The sequence below is a fragment of the Bradyrhizobium sp. Y36 genome (genome assembly GCF_002531575.1).
Classification (GTDB): Bacteria; Pseudomonadota; Alphaproteobacteria; order Rhizobiales; family Xanthobacteraceae; genus Bradyrhizobium.
This window is the reverse complement of sequence record NZ_NWTI01000007.1, coordinates 180,429-201,129: the sequence shown is the minus strand read 5'-3', so window position 1 is coordinate 201,129 and position 20,701 is coordinate 180,429. Positions and strand designations below refer to the sequence as shown.

Annotated in this window: 18 protein-coding genes; 12 read left to right on the top strand and 6 right to left on the bottom strand. The window is 66.1% G+C overall.

Annotated elements, in window-relative coordinates; translation table 11 throughout:
• The first annotated feature begins 5 nt into the window (after window positions 1–5).
• Window positions 6–1,535 (top strand): malonate--CoA ligase, encoded by a 1,530-nt coding sequence (locus CO669_RS15200; protein ID WP_097660603.1) that lies wholly within the window; start codon window positions 6–8, stop codon window positions 1,533–1,535.
• 188 nt (window positions 1,536–1,723) lie between these two features.
• Here CO669_RS15200 and CO669_RS15195 read toward each other — a convergent pair whose 3' ends face one another.
• Window positions 1,724–2,584, bottom strand: coding sequence for a sulfite exporter TauE/SafE family protein (locus CO669_RS15195; RefSeq protein ID WP_097660602.1), 861 nt, complete (start codon window positions 2,582–2,584; stop codon window positions 1,724–1,726).
• 521 nt (window positions 2,585–3,105) lie between these two features.
• Here CO669_RS15195 and sdhC point away from each other — a divergent pair.
• From sdhC to CO669_RS15140, 11 genes are all read left to right on the top strand, one after another.
• Window positions 3,106–3,504 (top strand): succinate dehydrogenase, cytochrome b556 subunit, encoded by a 399-nt coding sequence (gene sdhC, locus CO669_RS15190; RefSeq protein WP_097660601.1) that lies wholly within the window; start codon window positions 3,106–3,108, stop codon window positions 3,502–3,504.
• Window positions 3,501–3,905: a succinate dehydrogenase, hydrophobic membrane anchor protein gene (gene sdhD, locus CO669_RS15185; RefSeq protein WP_097660600.1), complete on the top strand. Its 405-nt coding sequence runs from the start codon at window positions 3,501–3,503 to the stop codon at window positions 3,903–3,905. The genes sdhC and sdhD overlap by 4 nt, the downstream gene beginning before the upstream one ends.
• 3 nt (window positions 3,906–3,908) lie before the next feature.
• On the top strand, window positions 3,909–5,744 hold the full coding sequence (sdhA, locus tag CO669_RS15180) for a succinate dehydrogenase flavoprotein subunit (protein ID WP_097660599.1): 1,836 nt from the start codon (window positions 3,909–3,911) through the stop codon (window positions 5,742–5,744).
• A gap of 24 nt (window positions 5,745–5,768) precedes the next feature.
• Complete coding sequence (locus tag CO669_RS15175) at window positions 5,769–6,551, top strand: succinate dehydrogenase iron-sulfur subunit (RefSeq protein WP_097660598.1); 783 nt, start codon at window positions 5,769–5,771, stop codon at window positions 6,549–6,551.
• Window positions 6,552–6,738: 187 nt separating this feature from the next.
• Complete coding sequence (locus tag CO669_RS15170) at window positions 6,739–8,892, top strand: hybrid sensor histidine kinase/response regulator family protein (protein WP_097660597.1); 2,154 nt, start codon at window positions 6,739–6,741, stop codon at window positions 8,890–8,892.
• 53 nt (window positions 8,893–8,945) lie between these two features.
• A complete protein-coding gene (locus CO669_RS15165; protein WP_097660596.1) occupies window positions 8,946–10,898 on the top strand; it encodes an ABC transporter ATP-binding protein/permease in 1,953 nt (650 codons plus the stop codon).
• A 236-nt stretch (window positions 10,899–11,134) separates the two neighbouring features.
• Complete coding sequence (locus tag CO669_RS15160) at window positions 11,135–11,962, top strand: FkbM family methyltransferase (RefSeq protein ID WP_198964027.1); 828 nt, start codon at window positions 11,135–11,137, stop codon at window positions 11,960–11,962.
• Between the two features lie 21 nt (window positions 11,963–11,983).
• On the top strand, window positions 11,984–12,370 hold the full coding sequence (locus CO669_RS15155; RefSeq protein ID WP_097660726.1) for a VOC family protein: 387 nt from the start codon (window positions 11,984–11,986) through the stop codon (window positions 12,368–12,370).
• Between the two features lie 77 nt (window positions 12,371–12,447).
• Window positions 12,448–12,933: a pyridoxamine 5'-phosphate oxidase family protein gene (locus CO669_RS15150; RefSeq protein ID WP_097660725.1), complete on the top strand. Its 486-nt coding sequence runs from the start codon at window positions 12,448–12,450 to the stop codon at window positions 12,931–12,933.
• Window positions 12,933–13,175 (top strand): hypothetical protein, encoded by a 243-nt coding sequence (locus tag CO669_RS15145; protein ID WP_097660594.1) that lies wholly within the window; start codon window positions 12,933–12,935, stop codon window positions 13,173–13,175. The genes CO669_RS15150 and CO669_RS15145 overlap by 1 nt, the downstream gene beginning before the upstream one ends.
• Window positions 13,176–13,361: 186 nt before the next feature.
• A complete protein-coding gene (locus CO669_RS15140) occupies window positions 13,362–15,515 on the top strand; it encodes an OmpA family protein (RefSeq protein WP_097660593.1) in 2,154 nt (717 codons plus the stop codon).
• Window positions 15,516–15,750: 235 nt separating this feature from the next.
• Here CO669_RS15140 and argG read toward each other — a convergent pair whose 3' ends face one another.
• The 5 genes from argG to CO669_RS15115 all read right to left on the bottom strand — a co-directional run bounded on the left by argG (window position 15,751) and on the right by CO669_RS15115 (window position 20,684).
• On the bottom strand, window positions 15,751–17,088 hold the full coding sequence (gene argG / locus CO669_RS15135) for an argininosuccinate synthase (RefSeq protein WP_097660592.1): 1,338 nt from the start codon (window positions 17,086–17,088) through the stop codon (window positions 15,751–15,753).
• A gap of 93 nt (window positions 17,089–17,181) precedes the next feature.
• The gene (locus tag CO669_RS15130) at window positions 17,182–17,958 is read right to left on the bottom strand and encodes a phosphatase PAP2 family protein (protein WP_097660591.1); all 777 of its coding nucleotides are present in this window, start codon (window positions 17,956–17,958) and stop codon (window positions 17,182–17,184) included.
• A 54-nt stretch (window positions 17,959–18,012) separates the two neighbouring features.
• Window positions 18,013–18,507: a hypothetical protein gene (locus CO669_RS15125; RefSeq protein WP_097660590.1), complete on the bottom strand. Its 495-nt coding sequence runs from the start codon at window positions 18,505–18,507 to the stop codon at window positions 18,013–18,015.
• Window positions 18,508–18,674: 167 nt separating this feature from the next.
• Complete coding sequence (gene rlmN, locus CO669_RS15120; protein ID WP_097660589.1) at window positions 18,675–19,877, bottom strand: dual-specificity RNA methyltransferase RlmN; 1,203 nt, start codon at window positions 19,875–19,877, stop codon at window positions 18,675–18,677.
• A gap of 168 nt (window positions 19,878–20,045) precedes the next feature.
• Window positions 20,046–20,684: an invasion associated locus B family protein gene (locus CO669_RS15115; RefSeq protein WP_097660588.1), complete on the bottom strand. Its 639-nt coding sequence runs from the start codon at window positions 20,682–20,684 to the stop codon at window positions 20,046–20,048.
• Window positions 20,685–20,701: the final 17 nt, after the last annotated feature.

Here is a 20,701-nt window from a genome sequence, read left to right as displayed (position 1 = left end):
CTTGCATGAACCAAGCAGCCAACGCCAACCTGTTTTCCCGCCTGTTCGACGGCCTCGACGATCCCAAGCGCCCTGCGATCGAAATGCAGGACGGAGAGCGCATCAGCTATGGCGATCTGATCGCGCGGGCCGGGCAGATGGCGAACGTGCTGGTCGCCCGCGGCGTCAAGCCGGGCGACCGCGTCGCGGTGCAGGTCGAGAAATCCGTCGCCAATATCGTGCTCTATCTCGGCACGGTCAGGGCCGGTGCGGTCTATCTGCCGCTCAACACCGCCTATACGCTCAACGAGCTCGACTATTTCATCGGCGACGCCGAGCCGTCGCTGGTGGTGTGCGATCCCTCCAAGGCCGAAGGCCTCAGCGCCATCGCATCCAAGGTGAAGGCCAAGGTCGAGACGCTCGGGCCCGACGGCAAGGGCTCGCTGACGGACGCGGCCGACAAGGCCAGCCCCGAATTCGCGACCGTCTCGCGCGCGAACGACGACCTCGCCGCGATCCTCTACACCTCGGGCACCACCGGCCGCTCCAAGGGCGCGATGCTCAGCCACGACAATCTCGCCTCGAACTCGCTCAGCCTCGTCGGCTATTGGCGCTTCACCGACAAGGACGTCCTCATCCACGCGCTGCCGATCTATCACACCCACGGCCTGTTCGTGGCAACCAACGTGACGCTGTTCGCCCGGGCGTCGATGATCTTCCTGCCGAAACTCGATCCGGACCTGATCATCAAGCTGATGGCGCGTGCGACGGTGCTGATGGGCGTGCCGACCTTCTACACGCGGCTGCTGCAGAATTCCGCGCTGTCGCACGAGACGACGAAGCACATGCGGCTGTTCATCTCGGGCTCGGCGCCGCTGCTGGCCGAGACCCATCGCGAATGGTCGGCGCGCACGGGGCACGCGGTGCTCGAGCGCTACGGCATGACCGAGACCAACATGAACACGTCGAACCCCTATGACGGCGAGCGCGTGCCCGGCGCGGTCGGCTTTCCGCTTCCCGGCGTCTCCGTGCGCGTGACCGAGCCCGAGACGGGCAAGGAACTGCCGCGCGAGGAGATCGGCATGATCGAGGTGAAGGGGCCGAACGTCTTCAAGGGCTATTGGCGCATGCCGGAGAAGACCAAGTCCGAGTTCCGGCCTGACGGCTTCTTCATCACCGGCGACCTCGGCAAGATCGACGCCAAGGGCTATGTGCACATCCTCGGCCGCGGCAAGGATCTCGTCATCTCCGGCGGCTTCAACGTCTACCCCAAGGAGATCGAGAGCGAGATCGACGCCATGCCGGGCGTGGTCGAATCCGCCGTGATCGGCGTGCCGCATGCCGATTTCGGCGAGGGCGTGACGGCGGTGCTGGTGCGCCAGCCCGGCGCGAGCATCGATGAGGCAGCCGTGCTGAAGGGCCTCGACGGACGCGTTGCGAAGTTCAAGATGCCCAAGCGCGTCTTCGTCGTCGACGAGCTGCCGCGCAACACCATGGGCAAGGTGCAGAAGAATATTTTGCGCGACACCTACAAGGATATTTACGCGAAGAAATGAGGGGACGGGTTCGTCGCCGCTTCTTGCGATGGGGAGTATCCACCTAACGCGCAGTGATGCCCCGGCTTGACCGGGGCATCCAGTACGCCGCGGCCTCTCGGCTCAATCGCTGGGTCTCTGGAATACTGGATCGCCCGATCAAGTCGGGCGATGACACCGAGGGTGTGGCACGCGCTCGCCCAACCGGCTTACTGCCCGCCAACGAGGCTCATCGCAAACCGGCTGCCGACGATCAGCAGATAGCACCCGAACGCGACCTCCAGCGTACGCTTCGACATCGCATGCGCGGCCCTCACGCCCAGCGGCGCGGTGACGAGGCTCATCGGCATCACCAGCACGGCACCGATCAGCGAGACGTAGCCGAGCGCGAACGGGATCTGCAGCGCTGCGACGCCGGGATAGGTCGCCGCCGCGGGCCAGCCGGCATAGATGTAACCGAGCGCGCCGGGGATCGAGATCAGCACGGCGAGCGCCGACGAGGTCGCGACCGCCTGATGAATGGGACGGCCGTAGAACGTCATCAAGAGGTTCGAGAACAGGCCGCCGCCGATGCCCATCAGCGTCGACAGGATGCCGACGCAGAAGCCGTAGGCGCGCATCAAGGGCCCCTTCGGCAGGTCATCGCCGAATTTCCAGCCCTCGCGCGCAAGGATGAGGCGCGCCGCCGCCGAATAGGCGACGGCGACGAACACGATCTTGAACAGCCGCTCCGGCGCATAGCGCGCAATCACGCTGCCGGCGACGACGCCGATCACGATCGGCAGCCACCACACGCGCAGGATGGTCATGTCCACCGCGCCGCGCTTGTAATGCGCCTGGAACGAACGGATCGAGGTCGGGATGATCACCGCGAGCGAGGTGCCGACGCAGAGCGGCATCCGCACCTCGAGCGGCACGCCGGCGATGCGGAAGCATTCGTAGAACACCGGCACGAGAATCGCGCCGCCGCCGATGCCGAACACGCCGGCCAGAAATCCCGAGAGCGCGCCGGTTGCGATCAGCAGCAGCGCGAGCTCGACAATGTCCTTGATATCAAGACCTGCAATCACCCCTGACCTGCCTAGCGACTGGCCGCAGCGTTTCCGAAACGAGCGCTCGGAATTGGCTGCATGCCAAGCTGTAGGCGATCTGATTTCCACGGTCGACCATTGGGTCGCCGGTCTTGGGTGGAATGCAGGCTGCGCATATCCGCCCGTGAAGCGAAAAATGAGTGCGCGTCACGGAAATCGTTCGTGTTGTGTCGGCGCGCCGATCGGCCCTTGGCGGCGTGAACTGACTGGTTCGAACGCCCGACGGCTCGGAGCGGGTTAGAGCCGTTCCAATAGTAATTTCAACGCGCCCGCGCTGTCGGCACAAGGGGTGAATATTGGTTCTTTTCTTAGTCGGCATACAGCCGCTCTGGTATACCAAGACCCTGATTGGCCTTGTTTCATCAAGGCTCTAGAGCTGAACGCAGGTTCGATTTATGGCGATTTGGTGATTGCGCAGGGCAAATCGACTCCGTAAATAGAGCCGACCTTTCGCGATCCCCGCGCGCCCTCTGCTGGGCCGCCACACAACATCAAAGCCCATGACCGCACGGATCGAACGACCGCTTTCACCACACATGCAAGTCTACCGCTGGACGCTGACGATGGCGCTGTCCATCGTTCATCGCGCCACCGGCATCGCCCTCTACGTCGGAACGCTGCTGCTGGTCTGGTGGCTGGTTGCGGCGGCCTCCGGCCCGGCCGCCTATGCCCACGTCCAGGCCTTTGCCGGCAGCATCATCGGCCGCCTGATCGTGTTCGGCTACACCTGGGCGCTGATGCACCATATGCTGAGCGGCATCCGGCATTTCGTCTGGGATCTCGGCTACGGCTTCAAGGCCAATGAGCGCGAAGCGCTGACCTGGGGCGCGCTGATCGGCGGCATCGCACTGACGGTGCTGATCTGGATCATCGCCTATGCGATCGGAGGCGGACGATGAGCGCGACCGATACGCCCAAGCGCAGCATGCGCACCCCGCTCGGCCGCGTCCGCAATCTCGGCGCCGCGCATTCGGGCACGTCCGATTTCTGGCGCCAGCGCGTCACCGGCGTCGCCATGACGCTGCTGATGATCCCCGTGCTGGTGATCATCATGATGCTGCTCGGCCGCAACCAGGTCGGCGCGGCGCAGATCCTCAGCTCGATTCCCGTGGCGGTGATCCTGCTGCTGTTCATCTTCGCCAGCGCCTGGCACATGAAGATCGGCATGCAGGTGGTGATCGAGGACTACGTCCATAACGAGAAGCTGAAGCTCGTCTCGATCATGCTCAACAACTTCTTCTCGGTCGCCGTGGCGCTCGCCTCGACCTACGCGATCCTGAAACTTTCTTCCGGAGTGTAACCCATGGCCAACACAACGAATGGCTCGGGCAACGGCGCTCCCGCCACCAACGGCAAAGCCTATCCGATCGAAGACCACACCTACGACGTCGTCGTGGTCGGCGCCGGCGGCGCGGGCCTGCGCGCCGTGGTCGGCTGCAGCGAAGCGGGCCTGCGCACGGCCTGCATCACGAAAGTGTTCCCGACCCGCTCGCATACGGTCGCGGCGCAGGGCGGCATCTCCGCTTCGCTCGGCAACATGCACAAGGACGACTGGCGCTGGCACATGTACGACACCGTGAAGGGGTCGGACTGGCTCGGCGATCAGGACGCGATCGAATACATGGTGCGCAACGCACCCGACGCGGTTTACGAGCTCGAGCATTGGGGCGTGCCGTTCTCGCGCACAGAGGACGGCAAGATCTACCAGCGCCCGTTCGGCGGCATGACGATGGAGTACGGCAAAGGCCAGGCGCAGCGCACCTGCGCCGCCGCCGACCGCACCGGTCACGCCATGCTGCACACGATGTACGGCCAGTCGCTGCGCCACGCGGCCGAGTTCTTCATCGAGTTCTTCGCCATCGATCTGATCATGGACGATCAGGGCACCTGCCGCGGCGTCATCGCGCTCAAGCTCGACGACGGTACGCTGCACCGCTTCCGCGCCCAGACCGTGATCCTCGCCACCGGCGGCTATGGCCGCGCCTACGCCTCCTGCACCTCGGCGCACACCTGCACCGGCGACGGCGGCGGCATGGTGCTGCGCGCCGGCCTGCCGATGCAGGACATGGAGTTCGTGCAGTTCCACCCGACCGGCATCTACGGTTCGGGCTGTCTCGTCACCGAGGGCGCACGCGGCGAAGGCGGTTACCTCGTCAACTCCGAGGGCGAACGCTTCATGGAGCGCTATGCGCCTTCCGCGAAGGACCTCGCCTCGCGCGACGTCGTCTCGCGCGCGATGACCATCGAGATCCGCGAGGGACGCGGCGTCGGCAAGAAGAAGGACCACATCTTCCTGCATCTCGACCATCTTGATCCCGCGGTGCTCGCCGAGCGCCTGCCGGGCATCTCCGAATCCGCCAAGATTTTCGCCAATGTCGACGTGACGCGCGAACCGATCCCGATCGTGCCGACCGTGCACTACAACATGGGCGGCATCCCCACCAACTATCACGGCGAGGTGCTGACCAAGAAGGACGGCGACGACAACGCCATCATTCCGGGCCTGATGGCGATCGGCGAAGCCGCCTGCGTCTCCGTGCACGGCGCCAACCGCCTCGGCTCCAACTCGCTGATCGACCTCGTGGTGTTCGGCCGTGCCGCCGCGCTCCGCCTCGCCGAGAAGTTGACGCCCAATGCCAAGCAGCCGGAGCTGCCGGCCAACTCGGCCGAGCTCGCGCTCGGCCGGCTCGACCATTACCGCTACGCCTCCGGCGGCACGCCGACCGCGAAGCTGCGCGAAGGCATGCAGAACGTGATGCAGACCAATTGCGCGGTGTTCCGCACCGGCGAGGTCCTCAGCGAAGGCCAGAACCTGATCGCGAAGGTCCACAGCGGCATCACCGACATCGCTGTGTCCGACCGCTCGCTGGTGTGGAATTCGGATCTCGTCGAGACGCTCGAATTCGACAATCTGATCTCGCAGGCGGTGGTGACGATGAACTCGGCCGTCAACCGCACCGAGAGCCGCGGCGCCCATGCCCGCGAGGACTTCTCCGAGCGCGACGACGAGAACTGGATGAAGCACACGCTGGCCTGGCTGGACGATGCCGGCAAGGTCAAGATCGAGTACCGCCCGGTTCACGACTACACCATGACCAACGACGTGCAGTACATCCCGCCGAAAGCGCGCGTGTACTGAGCGAACAGCGAAGGCCCTATCGAAATGGTTGAATTCGCACTTCCCAAGAATTCCAAGATCACCGGCGGCAAGACCTGGCCGAAGCCCACGGGCGCGACCGAGGTTCGCGAGTTCAAGGTCTATCGTTGGAATCCGGACGACGGCAAGAATCCGAGCGTCGACACCTATTACGTCGACACCAATGATTGCGGTCCGATGGTGCTGGACGGCCTGATCTGGATCAAGAACCACATCGACCCGTCGCTGACCTTCCGCCGCTCCTGCCGCGAAGGCGTCTGCGGCTCCTGCGCCATGAACATCGACGGCCAGAACACGCTGGCCTGCACCCGCTCGATGCACGACGTCAAGGACGGCGCGGTGAAGGTCAATCCGCTGCCGCACCAGCCGGTGGTGAAAGACCTGGTCCCCGACCTGACCAATTTCTACGCGCAATACGCCTCCGTCGAGCCGTGGCTGAAGACGACCTCGCCGACGCCGCAGAAGGAATGGCGCCAGACCCACGAGGACCGCGAGAAGCTCGACGGCCTCTACGAATGCATCCTGTGCGCCTGCTGCTCGACCTCGTGCCCGAGCTATTGGTGGAACAGCGAGCGCTATCTCGGCCCCGCCGCGCTGCTCCAGGCCAACCGCTGGGTGTCCGATTCGCGCGATGAAGCAACCGGCGAGCGGCTCGACAATCTCGAGGATCCGTTCCGGCTCTATCGCTGCCACACCATCATGAACTGCGCCAAGGCGTGCCCGAAGGGACTGAACCCCGCGGAAGCCATCGCCGAGCTCAAGCTCAAGATGGTCGAGCGCCAGATCTAACGACGAAAGCCATCCCTTTGCCCCGGCCATATCGGCCGGGGTGGCCTGCAATTGCCGTCAATTCGAGCAGAATTTTCTCCGTCCCGCTGGGCGCGAAAACTTTCGATTCGCAACCACCGGTTCCTGCACAAGCCGCTTCCTTCCTCACGCGAGATTCAGTTAAGCTCCCGTCAGGGACGGAGCGACTGTGCAGAGGGCGCAACGCAACTCGCTGAAGCTGTTGCAGTGGATGATGGCGGCATCCCTGGCGCTGCCGGTTGCGCTGTTCCTGATCACCTCCGCGATCTCCTATACCTCGACCAGGGACATCGCCGACCGGGAGATCGAGCGCACGCTCGACGTCGCGCATGAGCACGCTCTCAAGGTGTTCGAGACCATCGATCGCAGCCTTGCCGAGATCAACGAGGTGGTCCGCGGCCTTTCCGACGACACCATCCGCGCGCGTGAGCCGGCGCTGCACCGCCGCCTGAAGCGGCTCAGCGATTCGCTTCCGCAGCTCAAATCGGCCTGGATTTTCGACGCGGACGGGAAAGCGCTGGTCAACAGCCTTGCCTCGCCGCCGCCGGACCTCGGCTTTGCCGACCGCGACTATTTCTACGTCCATATCGACCAGAGCATCGGCACGTTCATCGGCACGGCCCTGGCCCCGCGATCACCCTATCAGGGCGCGCGTTTCTTCGGAGTGAGCCGCCGCCGCGACTCCGACGACGGGCGCTTCATCGGCGTGATCCAGGCCTCGGTCCTGCCGGAGTATTTCGAGAGCTTCTACGCCAAAATCGGATCGGATCCCGGCAGCTTCTTCGCGATGGGCCGCACCGACGGCGCGATGCTCACGCATTTCCCGCGGCTCGACCACGACCTCAGGCTCGATCCGACCGGACCGGTCGGTCGGGAAATCGCGACGCGCCCCGATCACGGCCTCATCACCATCGCCTGGCCGTCGGACGGGATCGAGCGCCGCATCGGCTACCGACGTGTCGCGGAGTACCCGATCTATGTCAGCGCCGGACTCGAGACCTCCGCGATCCGCGCGCGCTGGCTGGCCACCATGGGCCAGCATCTGGTGTTCGGCCTTCCCGCCACCGCACTCCTGTTTCTGCTGCTGGCGCTGGCGTTCCGGCGCACCCAGCACCTCCAGGCCGAAGCCGCCAAGCGGCGCGAGGCCGAGGAGGCGCTCAAGCACAGCCAGCGCCTGGAGGCGCTCGGACAGCTCACCGGCGGAGTCGCGCACGATTTCAACAATCTGCTGACGGTGATCCGCGCCTCCGTCGACCTCTTGAACCGGCCGCAGCTGACGGAGGAGCGGCGCCAGCGCTACATTACCGCGATCGCGGACGCCGTGGCTCGCGCGGCCAAGCTGACCTCGCAGCTGCTCGCCTTTGCGCGACGCCAGACCCTGAAGCCGGAGGTGTTCGACGTCGGCGAGCGGATGCAGGCGCTGCACGACATGCTTGCGCCGCTGCTGGGGCCGGCCATCGAGATCACCATGCGCCTGCCCGCGGAGCCGTGCCTCGTCCGTGCCGATGCCGGCCAGTTCGAGACAGCGCTGATCAACATGGCGACGAATGCGCGCGATGCCATGCAGGGCAAGGGCAGAATCAGTTTCAAGGTCGAGCCCGCAACGATCGTTCCCGATACGCTGGCCGACGCCTCGGGCAGCCAGACCTCGGCCAGCCACGGCTTCGTCAGCGTGACCGTCAGCGACACCGGCATCGGCATTCCCGCCGCCCGGTTGGAGCGCATCTTCGAGCCGTTCTTCACCACCAAGCAGGTCGGCCACGGCACCGGCCTCGGCCTGTCTCAGGTGTTCGGCTTCGCCCGGCAATCCGGCGGCGAGGTGACGGTCACGAGCGAGCTGGGGCACGGCAGCACCTTCTCGCTCTATTTGCCGCGCGTGCCGCCGGACCTGCTGCCGCAGCGGCAGGCGCCGAACACGGCACCGGCAGTGGCCGGCAGCGGCATGTCGGTGCTGGTGGTCGAGGACAATATCGAGCTGGCCAATTTCGTCGCCGACGGTCTCACCGAGCTCGGCTACAGCATCACGCTGGTCGACAATGCGACCGATGCCCTCGCCGAGCTCGTCATGGACGCCGATCGCTTCGACGTCGTGTTCTCCGACGTGGTGATGCCCGGGATGACCGGGCTCGATCTGGCGCGGGCCATCCGCGACCGCAGCATCGACGTGCCGGTCGTGCTGACGACGGGCTACAGCCAGGCGCTATCGCAAGACGGCGTGGCGGGCTTCGACCTGATGCAAAAGCCCTATTCCGTCGAGGAATTGTCGCGCGTTCTGCATCGGGCCGGCCGGATCCGGCGCGTTCAGAACGGCGCCGCCGAATAGGGCCTTTGCGGGAACCCGAGGGAACCGACTGATTTCCCTTGCGTTGTCCGCCCATGCACAAGCCGACCGCAAAGCGCGAACAGGACAAGCCACCGATCGTCGGGATCAAGGGCGAGAATGGCGACGAGGTCGAGCCGCCGCCCCCGGAGCTGGTCGAGCCCGACCCGGAACTGTCGCCCGAGGAGGCCGAGCAGGCCCGCAAGGATTATCTGCTGACGCGGTTCTGGATCAGCGCACGCGGCTTCTGGGGACGTAGCGGCGATCGCCTTGCCTGGCCGTTCTCGATCGGTCTCGGCCTGCTGATCATCCTCACCGTCGGCTTCCAGTACGGCATCAATGTCTGGAACAGAGCGATCTTCGACGCAATCGAGAAGCGCGATGCGGCCAGCGTGTTTCATCTCACCGCGATGTTCTTCCCGCTCGCGATCGGCAGCATCGTGCTCGGCGTGGCTCAGGTGTTCGCGCGCATGGGCATCCAGCGGCGCTGGCGGGCTTGGCTGACGGCGAGCGTGCTGACGCGCTGGCTCAAGAACGGCCGCTACTACCAGCTCAATCTCGTCGGCGGTGACCACAAGAATCCGGAATACCGGATCGCCGAGGATTTGCGGATCGCGACCGACTCGCCGGTCGACTTCCTCGCCGGCGTCACCTCGGCATTGCTGTCGGCCGCGACCTTCATCGTCGTGCTCTGGACCATCGGCGGCGCGCTCACCGTCACGCTCGGTGGCTCGACCGTCACCATTCCGGGATTCCTGGTGATCGCCGCGATGCTCTACGCCGCGATCGCCTCGGGCTCGATCCTGGTGATCGGCCGGCAATTCGTGCAGGTCTCCGAGGACAAGAACCAGGCCGAGGCCGATTTCCGCTACACGCTGACGCGTGTGCGCGAAAACGGCGAGAGCATCGCGCTGCTCGGCGGCGAGGAGGAAGAGCGCGAGGGCATCGATCGCAACTTCACCAACGTGCTCAGGCAGTGGGCGCGGCTCGCCGGCCAGCACATGCGCACCACGCTGGTGTCGCAAGGGTCGAGCCTCGTTGCCCCCGTCGTGCCGCTGCTGCTGTGCGCGCCGAAATTTCTCGACGGCTCCATGACGCTGGGGCAGGTGATGCAGGCGGCCTCCGCCTTCACCATCGTGCAAAGCGCATTCGGCTGGCTGGTCGACAATTATCCGCGGCTCGCCGACTGGAATGCCTGCGCGCGCCGCATCGCCTCGTTGATGATGTCGCTCGACGGCCTCGAGCGCGCCGAGCAGGGCGACGGCTTCGGGCGCATCAAGCGCGGCGAGACCCGCAACGAGACGATGCTGGAGCTCAACGATCTCTCCGTCTCGCTCGACGACGGCACCGCCGTGGTCGGTGAGACCGAAGTCGCGATCGAGCCTGGCGAGCGACTGCTCGTTGCCGGCGAATCCGGCACCGGCAAGAGCACGCTGGTGCGCGCCATCGCAGGGCTGTGGCCATGGGGCGGCGGCAGCGTCAATTTCCATCCGGACCGGCGGCTGTTCATGCTGCCGCAGCGGCCCTACGTGCCATCGGGCTCGTTGCGCCGCGCCGTCGCTTATCCCGGCGCCGAGGAGGACTGGACCGTCGAGGAGATCGGCGAGGCCCTGCACAAGGTCGGCCTCGATCATCTCAAGGAGAAGATCGAGGAGGAAGGTCCCTGGGACCAGACGTTATCCGGCGGCGAGAAGCAGCGCCTCGCCTTCGCGCGGCTGCTGCTTCACAACCCCGACATCGTCGTGCTGGACGAGGCCACCTCGGCGCTCGACGAGAAGAGCCAGGACAAGATGATGCAGATGGTCACCGACGAGCTGCCGAAGGCAACCATCGTCAGCGTCGCGCACCGCGTCGAGCTCGAAGCCTTTCACAGCCGCAAGATCGTGCTCGAGCGCCGCAAGGGCGGCGCCAAGCTCGTCAGCGACATCGACCTGATCCCGCGCAAGGGCAAGCGCCGGCTGCTCGGGCGATTTCTGCGACAGCGCAAGACGCCGAAGAAGGCGGCGTAGTACTGTCTCTCCGTCGTCCCGGACAAGCGCGCCCTAAGCGCGCGCCGATCCGGGACTCATACCCACAGGGAGCGGCTTGACGAAGACTCGGAGTGGGCGTCTCGCGGTCCACACTCCTCCCTGGGGTGATGGGTCCCGGGCTCGCTTTCGCGCCCCGGGACGACACTGGTGATGGAGCGTTGGAGTCCTCCGCAAAACCGGCTATGCATGCGCCGCCTGCAACGAGGATCGCCTGCTTGACGCCCGACAACATCCCTTCGTCCGCGCCGTTCGGCGCGTTTGCGCCGAACGCGGCGCAGTCCGCGATTATCGGCCTCACGCAACAATCGGGACTGAAGCGCGGCGCATTCCGTCCGTGGATGTCGCGGCTGGTGAACCTGCTGCGGAGCGGCCCCGTCGACGTGCAGTATCAGGGCGCCTCGTTCCGCCTCTATCATCAGGGCAGCGCGACCGAGCGCGGGGCCTTGTTCAATCCCGACTATAATCTCGACGAGCTCGACTTCCTGCGCCAGCACACCCGTTCGGGCGGTACTTTCGTCGACGTCGGCGCCAATGTCGGCACGTTCGCACTGGTGATGGCGCAGCAGGTCGGCGCCACAGGCAAGGTGGTCGCGATCGAACCGCATCCGCTGACATTTGCACGGCTGTCCTTCAACCATGGCGCATCGAAGACGGCGCAGGTGCGCCTCGTGCAGGCCGCGGCCGGCGAGCGCGACGGCGAGCTGATGATCGAGAGCGGCGGCGGCAATCTCGGCGCCACGCATGTCGTCACCGGCACGGCCAGCGCAGAGGCCATCAAGGTACCGTCGCTTCGGCTGACAAGGATTCTGGACGAGGCCGACGTCACCCAGGTCGATTCGCTCAAGATCGACGTCGAGGGCTTTGAGGACCGCGTTCTGATCGGCTTCTTCCGCGACGCGCCGCAATCGTTGTGGCCGCGCGCGGTGGTGATCGAGCATCTGTCACAAAACGAGTGGCAGCAGGATTGTATTGCCGACATGGTCGCACGCGGCTTTGCGATCGTGCGCAGGACGCGGAGCAATACCTTCCTGTCGCGCGGATGACGACGAACGAGGGACATGACGATGATTGATCACCTAGGATTCTCGGTCTCCGACTACGAGCGCGCCAAGGCCTTCTACACCAAGGCGCTGGCCCCGCTCGGCTACGGCCTGATCATGGAGGTCACGGCGGAGCAGACCGGTCATGCTGCGGCCGCGGGTTTCGGCGCCGACGGCAAGCCGGATCTCTGGTTCGGCGACGAAGGCGCGATGAACAAGCCGGTGCACATCGCGATCACCGCCAAAGACCGCGCCACCGTCGACGCCTTCTACAAGGCGGCCATTGCGGCAGGCGGTCGCGACAACGGCCCGCCCGGCATCCGCCCGCACTACCACCCGAATTACTATGGCGCCTTCGTGCTCGACCCCGATGGTCACAACATCGAGGCGGTCTGCCACACGCCGGAATAGGCCGAAGGTAAGCCCAGGTTCCCTCAGGAACATCGCATGCGGCAGGTCGTTATCGTCCCTTGCAGAAGGAGTACGACATGGCCAACGACAATGCCCGCGACGTGGACCGGGCCTGGGATCTGATGAAGAAGATCGGGTTCGCGATGCTGGTGACGCGCGACGGCGACAAGCTGCGCGCGCGGCCGATGAGCGCTTTTCTCGATCGCGACGCGAACACGATCTACTTCCTGACCGATGCGCGGCGCCACAAGGACGAGGAGATCGCGCGCAATCCCTCCGTCAATTTGTCGTTCGCGGATGCCGGCAGCCAGAAATACGTTTCGCTGACCGGCACGGCCGCCGTGTCCAACGACCGCGCGAAGATCAAGGAGCTGTTCTCGACGCCGGCGAAGGCGTGGTGGGACAGCGCCGAGGATCCCAACATCCGCGTGCTGAAGATCACACCCGACGATGCCGAGTTCTGGGATTCGCCCGGCACGGTGATCTCCTACGTGAAGATGGCCGCGGCAGTGGTGACGAACACGCGACCCGACATCGGCGAGAACCGCAAGGTCTCGCTGTGATGCCGATCGAACCGCCCGAGATTCCGCCGTCGACACCGGGCACGCCGACCGAGCCGCCGCCGGGAATTCCGCCCGGCGGCCCGCAGCCCGAAATCACGCCGCCGGTGCGCGAGCCCGGCGAATCGCCCCGCCCCGACGAATTGCCGGGCCGCATGCCTGAAGAGATTCCATCGCGCGGGCCGAATGGCCCGCTCACGCCCAATCCCGCGACGGACGCGATGCCGCCGCGCAATCACGTATGAGGCGAAGCATCACATGTGAGGCGATTGCAACCGACGTCTGAATGCGCAATGAACGTCATCATAGTGAGTCGATTTGCGTGAAGAAATAAATCGGGCCGCGACTGCTTCGCCTGCCACAATGCGGCCTAACGCGTATCCGTTCATCACATCACTTCGTCAAAGAACCTTCCGGGGAAGTTCACCGCCATGACCAACCTTCGTTTCGTGCTGCTCGCGACCACGGCTCTCACCGCGATGCAATTGGCCAGCACCGCATCGCATGCGCAAGGCGCCGCGCCGCTCGTGGTCGCGCAGGCTCCGCCGCAAGACACGGGCCCTGACGGAAAACCGAAGCAGCCGCCGAAGGGTCCGCCAGCGGCCGCGCCGCCTGCGGCACCCGCGCGCCCGGCTGCACCCCCGCCAGCGGCCGCACCTCCCCATCCGCCCGCAGCGCCGCCGCCCGCAGCGGCACCGCCGCGCCCAGCCGCGCCGCCTCCGCCTCCGCCGCCCCCTGCGGCGCGTCCGGCTCCGCCGCCGCCACCCCCGCCGCCTGCCGCACCGAAGCAGCCGTCGCCGCCTCCGGCCGCGGCTCCGCAGCAGCATGCCCCGACACCGCCACCCCCGCCGCCCGCGGCACGGCCGGCTCCGACGCCGCCGCCCGCAGCGGCGCCGCAGCAGCACACGCCCCCCACGCCGCCGCCGGCGGCTCGCCCGACACCTCCACCGCCTCCGCCGCCCCCGGCAGCGGCTCCCTCGGCCCGGCCCGCACCTGCGCCTGCGCCCACGGCGACACCGCCCGCTCCGACGGCAGCGCCAGCGGCCCGTCCCGGCTCACCTGCGCCGACTGCCACTCCGGCTCCGACGACAACACCCGCCCCGACCACGACGCCTGCGCCGACCGCGACCCCGGCTCCGGGCAGCACGCCTGGCGCCTCGCCGGCCGGCCGCCCCGGTACACCGCCCGGACGTCCCGGCGCGCCTCCCCAGGCTGGAGCCCCGACCCCCGGTGCTACGCCCGCTCCGACGGCGACTCCGGCTCCCGGCAGCACGCCGCCGCCCGGACGCCCGGGTTCGGCAGCACCCGCGCCCGGTGCGACCCCTGCCCCGACTGCGACGCCCACTCCCGGTCAGCAGGGCGGCACGCCGCCCGCCGGCGCGCCGGCAGCCGCAGCTCCGGCGACGTCTCCGCAAGCTGGCGCTCCGCCACGGCCGCCGGCTCCTCCGGCCGGCGCCGTGGCACCGTCCGTCGTCCCCGGTTCGGCGGCCGCAACGCCGCCGCCGGACCGAAAGCAATACGCGACGCCGACGGTTGCGCCCGCCTTCAGGGCCGCACCCACGGTCGCAACTCCCTTGCCGCCGCCGCCGCGTCCGCAGCAGCGTGACCTGACGCCGATCGCGATCGGCGCGGGCGTGGTGGCCGGTGCCGTGATCGGCGCCACCATCGCCGACATGCACAGCCAGCGGCGCGAGGTCGTCGAAGGCGGCCGCACCGTCTACACCGAGCCGGACCGCATCATCATCCGCGATCCCGGCGGTCAGGCTTACGTTCGCGGCAACGATCTCTATCGCTTCCGCTACGGCGCCCGCGACATCCGTACCTTCAATGAGGGTGGCGAGACCCGCACCGTCGTGGTGCGTCCCGATGGCAGCGAAGTGATCACCGTGGTCGGCGCGGACGGCTCGCTGCGGCGGCGAATCCGCAGGGATCCCGGCGGGCGCGAGGTCATCATCATCGACAACACCTACCGCGATCCGCGCGCGGTCGGCGGCTTCTATGTCGACGCGCCGCCGCCGGTCGTGAACATTCCCTACGATCGCTACATCGTCGACGCCCAGGAAGCGTCACCGGACGTCATCTACCAGACCATGGTGGCACCGCCGGTGCAGCGGATCGATCGGCGTTACTCGCTCGACGAAATCCGCTACAGCCCCAATGTTCGCATGCAGATGCCGAGCATCGACGTCAACACGATCATCTTCGAGACGGGATCGTGGACCATCCCGCCGGACCAGGCGGCCCGGCTGCAGGTGATCGCCGACGGCCTCAACCAGGCGATCCAGCGCAATCCGCGCGAGGTGTTCCTGATCGAGGGACACACCGACGCGGTCGGCAACGAGGTCGACAATCTGTCATTGTCGGACCGCCGCGCGCAGGCTGCGGCCGAATTGCTGACGCAGCAGTTCGGTGTGCCCGCCGAGAACCTGACGTCGCAAGGTTATGGCGAGCAGTACCTGAAGGAGCAGACGCAAGGACCGAGCGCGATCAACCGTCGCGTCACCATCCGCAACATCACGCCGCTGCTCAACGGCGGTCAGGCCTCGCTGCCGCCGCCCCCGCCCGGCACCGCGCCGCCGCGCTGAGGCGATAGCCACAAATGCAAATGGCCGGGAGCGATCCCGGCCATTTTCGTTTTCGGTTGTGACTTGCGATGTTGCGACATGTCCCGGCCCCGTAGGGTGGGCAAAAGCGCGTAGCGCCGTGCCACCATCGCCCTCCGTCATGCAAAGATCGCGGGCACGCTTCCGCCTTCGCTCTTCGAGCTACACAAGTCGCTTTGCCCACCCTACGCGACCGAGCGCTACGAGAGTTACGGCATCAGCCCTTGTCGCTCTCAAGCCGGAAAATCTGCGAGCCTTCGCTGCCCGAGAGCAGGCCGGTCTTGGAATAGAGACCGAGCTTCGTCCGCGTGTCGGCGATGTCGAGATTGCGCATGGTGAGCTGGCCGATGCGATCGGCCGGCGTGAAGGCGGCGTCCTCGACCTTCTCCATGCTGAGCCTTTCCGGCGCATAGGTGAGGTTGGGGCTTTCCGTGTTCAAGATCGAATAATCGTTGCCGCGGCGCAGCTCGAGCGCGACCTCACCGGTGACGGCGCGGGCGACCCAGCGCTGCGCGGTCTCGCGCAGCATCAACGCCTGCGAGTCGAACCAGCGGCCCTGATAGAGCAGGCGGCCGAGGCGCATGCCGCTGATGCGGTATTGCTCGATGGTGTCCTCGTTGTGGATGCCGGTGACGAGGCGCTCATAGGCGATGTGCAGCAGCGCCATGCCCGGCGCTTCGTAGATGCCGCGGCTCTTGGCCTCGATGATGCGGTTCTCGATCTGGTCGCTCATGCCGAGGCCGTGACGGCCGCCGATGGCGTTGGCTTCGAGGAACAACGCGACGGGATCGGAGAAGGTCTGACCGTTGAGCGCGGTCGGCTGGCCTTCCTCGAAGCGCACCACGACCTTCTCGGCCTTGACGGCGCAGTCGTCGCGCCAGAACGGCACGCCCATGATCGGGTTGACGATCTTGATGCCGCTGTCGAGGCTTTCGAGATCCTTGGCCTCGTGCGTGGCGCCGAGCAGATTGCTGTCGGTCGAATACGCCTTCTCGGCGCTCATCTTGTAGGCGAAGCCCTGGGCGGTCATGAACGCCGACATCTCGGCGCGGCCGCCGAGCTCGTCGATGAACTGCTGGTCGAGCCAGGGCTTGTAGATCTTCAGGCCGGGATTGGTGAGCAGCCCGTAGCGATAGAAGCGCTCGATGTCGTTGCCCTTGAAGGTCGAGCCGTCGCCCCAGATGTTGACGCCGTCTTCCTTCATCGCCGCGACCAGCATCGTGCCGGTCACCGCGCGCCCGAGCGGTGTGGTGTTGAAATAGGTGATGCCGCCGGTCGAGATGTGGAAGGCGCCGGACTGGATCGCGGCGATGCCTTCGTGGACGAGCTGGGTGCGGCAATCGACGAGGCGCGCCTTCTCGGCGCCGAACTCCATCGCCTTGCGCGGGATCTCGTTGTAGTCGGCCTCATCGGGCTGGCCGAGATTGGCGGTGTAGGCGTAGCAGCGCGCGCCCTTCTGCTTCATCCAGAGCAGCGCCGCAGAGGTGTCGAGGCCGCCCGAAAAAGCGATGCCGACTTTCTCACCCTTGGGCAGGCTCTTCAGGATCGTGGTCATGGCGCGTCCAATCGGTCTCAAGTGGCTGATGTCGTTCGTGGCTCGAGGGCGGCGAATATCAAATTTCGCGCGCCTCGGCACGCATTTAATGGCTCAAACCGAGGACTCGGCACCCGTCTTGCGGCCGAACAGGCGCTGGCGGAGCCGGTAGGCGGGCATGTTCAGCCGGGTCAGGGCGGCATCGACCGCATCGTCCGAAAGCCGCGTTCGCGGCCAGCGGTAAATCAGCGCGTAGGCGAACCAGATCACCACGAAGGTGACGAGGCCGGCAATCGACACGTCGGTAAAGAAGTGCCCGCCGAAGGCCATGCGCAGCCCGCTGGTCACGGCTCCAAAGATGACTGCTCCGGCATAGGCGAGCGGCCGCCACGCCGGCGGCGCCAATGCTGCAGGTGCCAGGGTCCAGAACGCGGTCGCGCCCTCGCCCGAGAAGAACGAGCAGTTGCGTGCGCAGCCGCCGCGCGGATCCCACCACGGCACGAATTGCTGGTCGCCGGCAAACTGCGTCACCACCACCGGGCGCGGCCGGCCCCAATAGGTCTTGAAGGTGAGGTTGGTCAGGATGCCGGCCGACAGGATGATCGTGGCCAGCAGGAACACAATCGCGCGCCCCGACACCATCAGGGGACGGTCGGGCCTGATCATCTTGACCACGAGCGCCACGAGCGACGGCAGCACGAAGGCCCAGGCGACCCACATCGCGGCATCGCGCGCAAAGCCGGCCCAGTCGTTCAGCTTGAGCGGAAACGTCTTCGTCTCCGGGTCGAAGAACAGCGACGCCAGCTTGAGATCGAGCTCGGGATAGAGGCCGAAAATGACGCCGATCACGAGCCACAGCGCCAGGGCGATGAAGAGTCCGGTACGGTTCATGGCGCGCGGTTTAGCGGAGTGGGACGGGGATGAAAACCCCGGAAGCGGCGCGACCTATCGCGCATCCGGCCTTGAATTCGAAGGCAGTGGCGGAGGCGGCTCGCGTGGCGGCGGCGGGATGCGCCATGCGCCGGCATTGCGACCGGCGATCAGCCAGTAGACGACGCCGGCAGCAATCCCCGCACCGGTCATGATCTCCAGGTGACGTCGCACGATGCCCTCGAATTGCAGCGTGTCGGAATGGAAGGGAACGAGGCCGAGATAGCAGGCCAGCCCGACAAGGCCGCCGCCGACGGCATAAGCGAGCGCGCTGCGGATGTAGAGCGCTTCGGTGATCGCGACAATCACCGCCGCCGGCACCAACGCGAAGCCCGAGACGAAGATGAAGCCGAATCCGAGCAGGATGTCGATGGTCCCCTGGTCGACGGGACCTGCGCCAAGATCGGCGAACTCCGGAAACAGCAGCGCGGCGACGACGATCATGCCGCCGACGAAGCAGGCGGCGAGGAAGCCGATGAAGATGACGATGAGGCGGCCGATCAGGGACATGGCGCCGCCCCCATCGTCATTGCGAGCCACCCGGTCCCGCCTCCGGCGGGCCGGATGACAGGCTCCGCGACGAAGCAATCCAGAGATGCGCCCGCGGAGGCAGTCTGGATTGCTTCGTCGCTACGCTCCTCGCAATGACGGGGATGCGAGAGCAAGGGCATGCATCCTCAATCCGTCATCGCCATGGCGCGCAGCGCCTGGCGTTCGCGGGCGCTGAGCTTTTCGGTCTCCGACTTCAACTGACCGCAGGCGGCGAGGATGTCGCGGCCGCGCGGTGTGCGCACCGGCGAGGAATAGCCGGCGTTGAAGATGTATTCGGAGAACTTTTCGATCTGGTCCCAATCCGAGCACTCATAGGCCGTGCCGGGCCAGGGATTGAACGGGATCAGGTTGATCTTGGCGTGAATGCCCTTGAGCAGCTTCACCAGCAGCTTTGCATCGTCGAGCGAATCGTTGACGCCCTTGAGCATCACATATTCGAAGGTGATGCGGCGCGCGTTGGAGGCGCCGGGATAGTCGCGGCAGGCCTGCAAGAGCTCCTTGATCGGATATTTGCGGTTGAGCGGCACCAGCTCGTTGCGCAATTCGTCGCGCACGGCGTGCAGCGAGATCGCGAGCATGACGCCGATCTCTTCGCCGGCGCGGACGATGTTCGGCACCACGCCCGAGGTCGACAGCGTGATGCGGCGGCGGGAGATGCCGATGCCTTCGTTGTCGCCGACGATCAGAAGCGCATCGCGCACCGCGTCGAAATTGTAGAGCGGCTCGCCCATGCCCATCATCACGATGTTGGTGACGCGGCGCGTGCCGTCCTCGCGATCGGCCCAATCGTTCAGGCGATCGCGAGCGACCATGATCTGGCCCACGATCTCGCCGGCGGTGAGGTTGCGCACCAGGCGCTGCGTGCCGGTGTGGCAGAAAGAACAGTTCAGCGTGCAGCCGACTTGCGAGGAGACGCAGAGCGTGCCGCGATCGGTCTCGGGGATGTAGACGCACTCGACTTCATGCGCCTTCTGAAGGTTGTCGCCGCTCGGCAGGCGCAATAGCCATTTGCGAGTGCCGTCGTTGGAGATCTGCTCGGCGACGACTTCGGGACGGTCAACGGTGAAGTGCTGCGCAAGCTCGGCGCGAATACCCTTCGAGATCGAGGTCATGTCGTCGAAGCTCTGGGCGCCGCGGAAGTAGAGCCAGTGCCAGAGCTGCTGCACCCGCATCTTGCGCTGCGCAGGCGCGACGCCGATCTCACCGAGGCGGTCGGCCAGCTCAGTGCGCGACAGGCCGATCAGCGACGGCTTGGCCGGCGGCACATAGGTTTCGAGCGGAGTCTTCTCCACCAGGATTGCGTCGCGCGGCTCGGTCGTCGGTTGCATTGAATGGACCTGATTATCTTGTCGTTCCGGGGCGATGCGCAGCATCGAACCCGGAACCTCGAGATTCCGGGTCTGGTCCTTCGGACCATCCCGGAATGACGGAAAACTTGGAACCGGCCCTATATAGCAACCGGATCCACCGATTGCGACCGTGGCTATTACTTAGCCTTACCGCCGGCAATCCTGGGCAATCTTGTCGAGCGCCTGGGCGAGCCCCTTCAGCGAGAAGGTGTCGGTCGTCTCCGTGCCCTTGGCCGAGACGCCCTTGACCACGAGATCGGCGGATTTGCGCATGGCTTCCACCATCCGCTCTTCCTCGGCCGCGTTCTTGATCCAGAGCCCGTCACCCTGCGTGTACATCGCAAAGGCAGCGCCGCCGACCTCGACCGAGGATTCAGAGCCCGGCTTCAGCGCATAGCCGATCATCACCGAGACTTCGTTGTTCACCTTCTCGGCCGGCCGGGTCGAGACGAAGGCATAGGCGGGATCGCGCGGCCTGTTCGGCGGGTTGGTCTTCGACGAGGAGGGCTTGGCCAGCGCGAAGCAAACTTTCTTGCCGTTGGGCATCGCCGAATAGGCGCCCCAGGTGCCGAACTGGCCGATCAGGGTCGGCTCCGCCCCGCCCGCAACTGCCGCGGGTGGAGCCGTCGGTTTGCTCTCCGGCTTTGCAGCCGATTTTGCAGCCGTATTTGCCGCCGGCTTTGGCGTCGCCTTCGGCGCCGGTTGTGCCGTCTGCGCCTGCGCAGAAACAGCGATTCCCCCGGCCACAACGCCAGTCATCAAAGCTAAAATCAGCACCCGCCACATGCTGGAGTGGTTCCCTC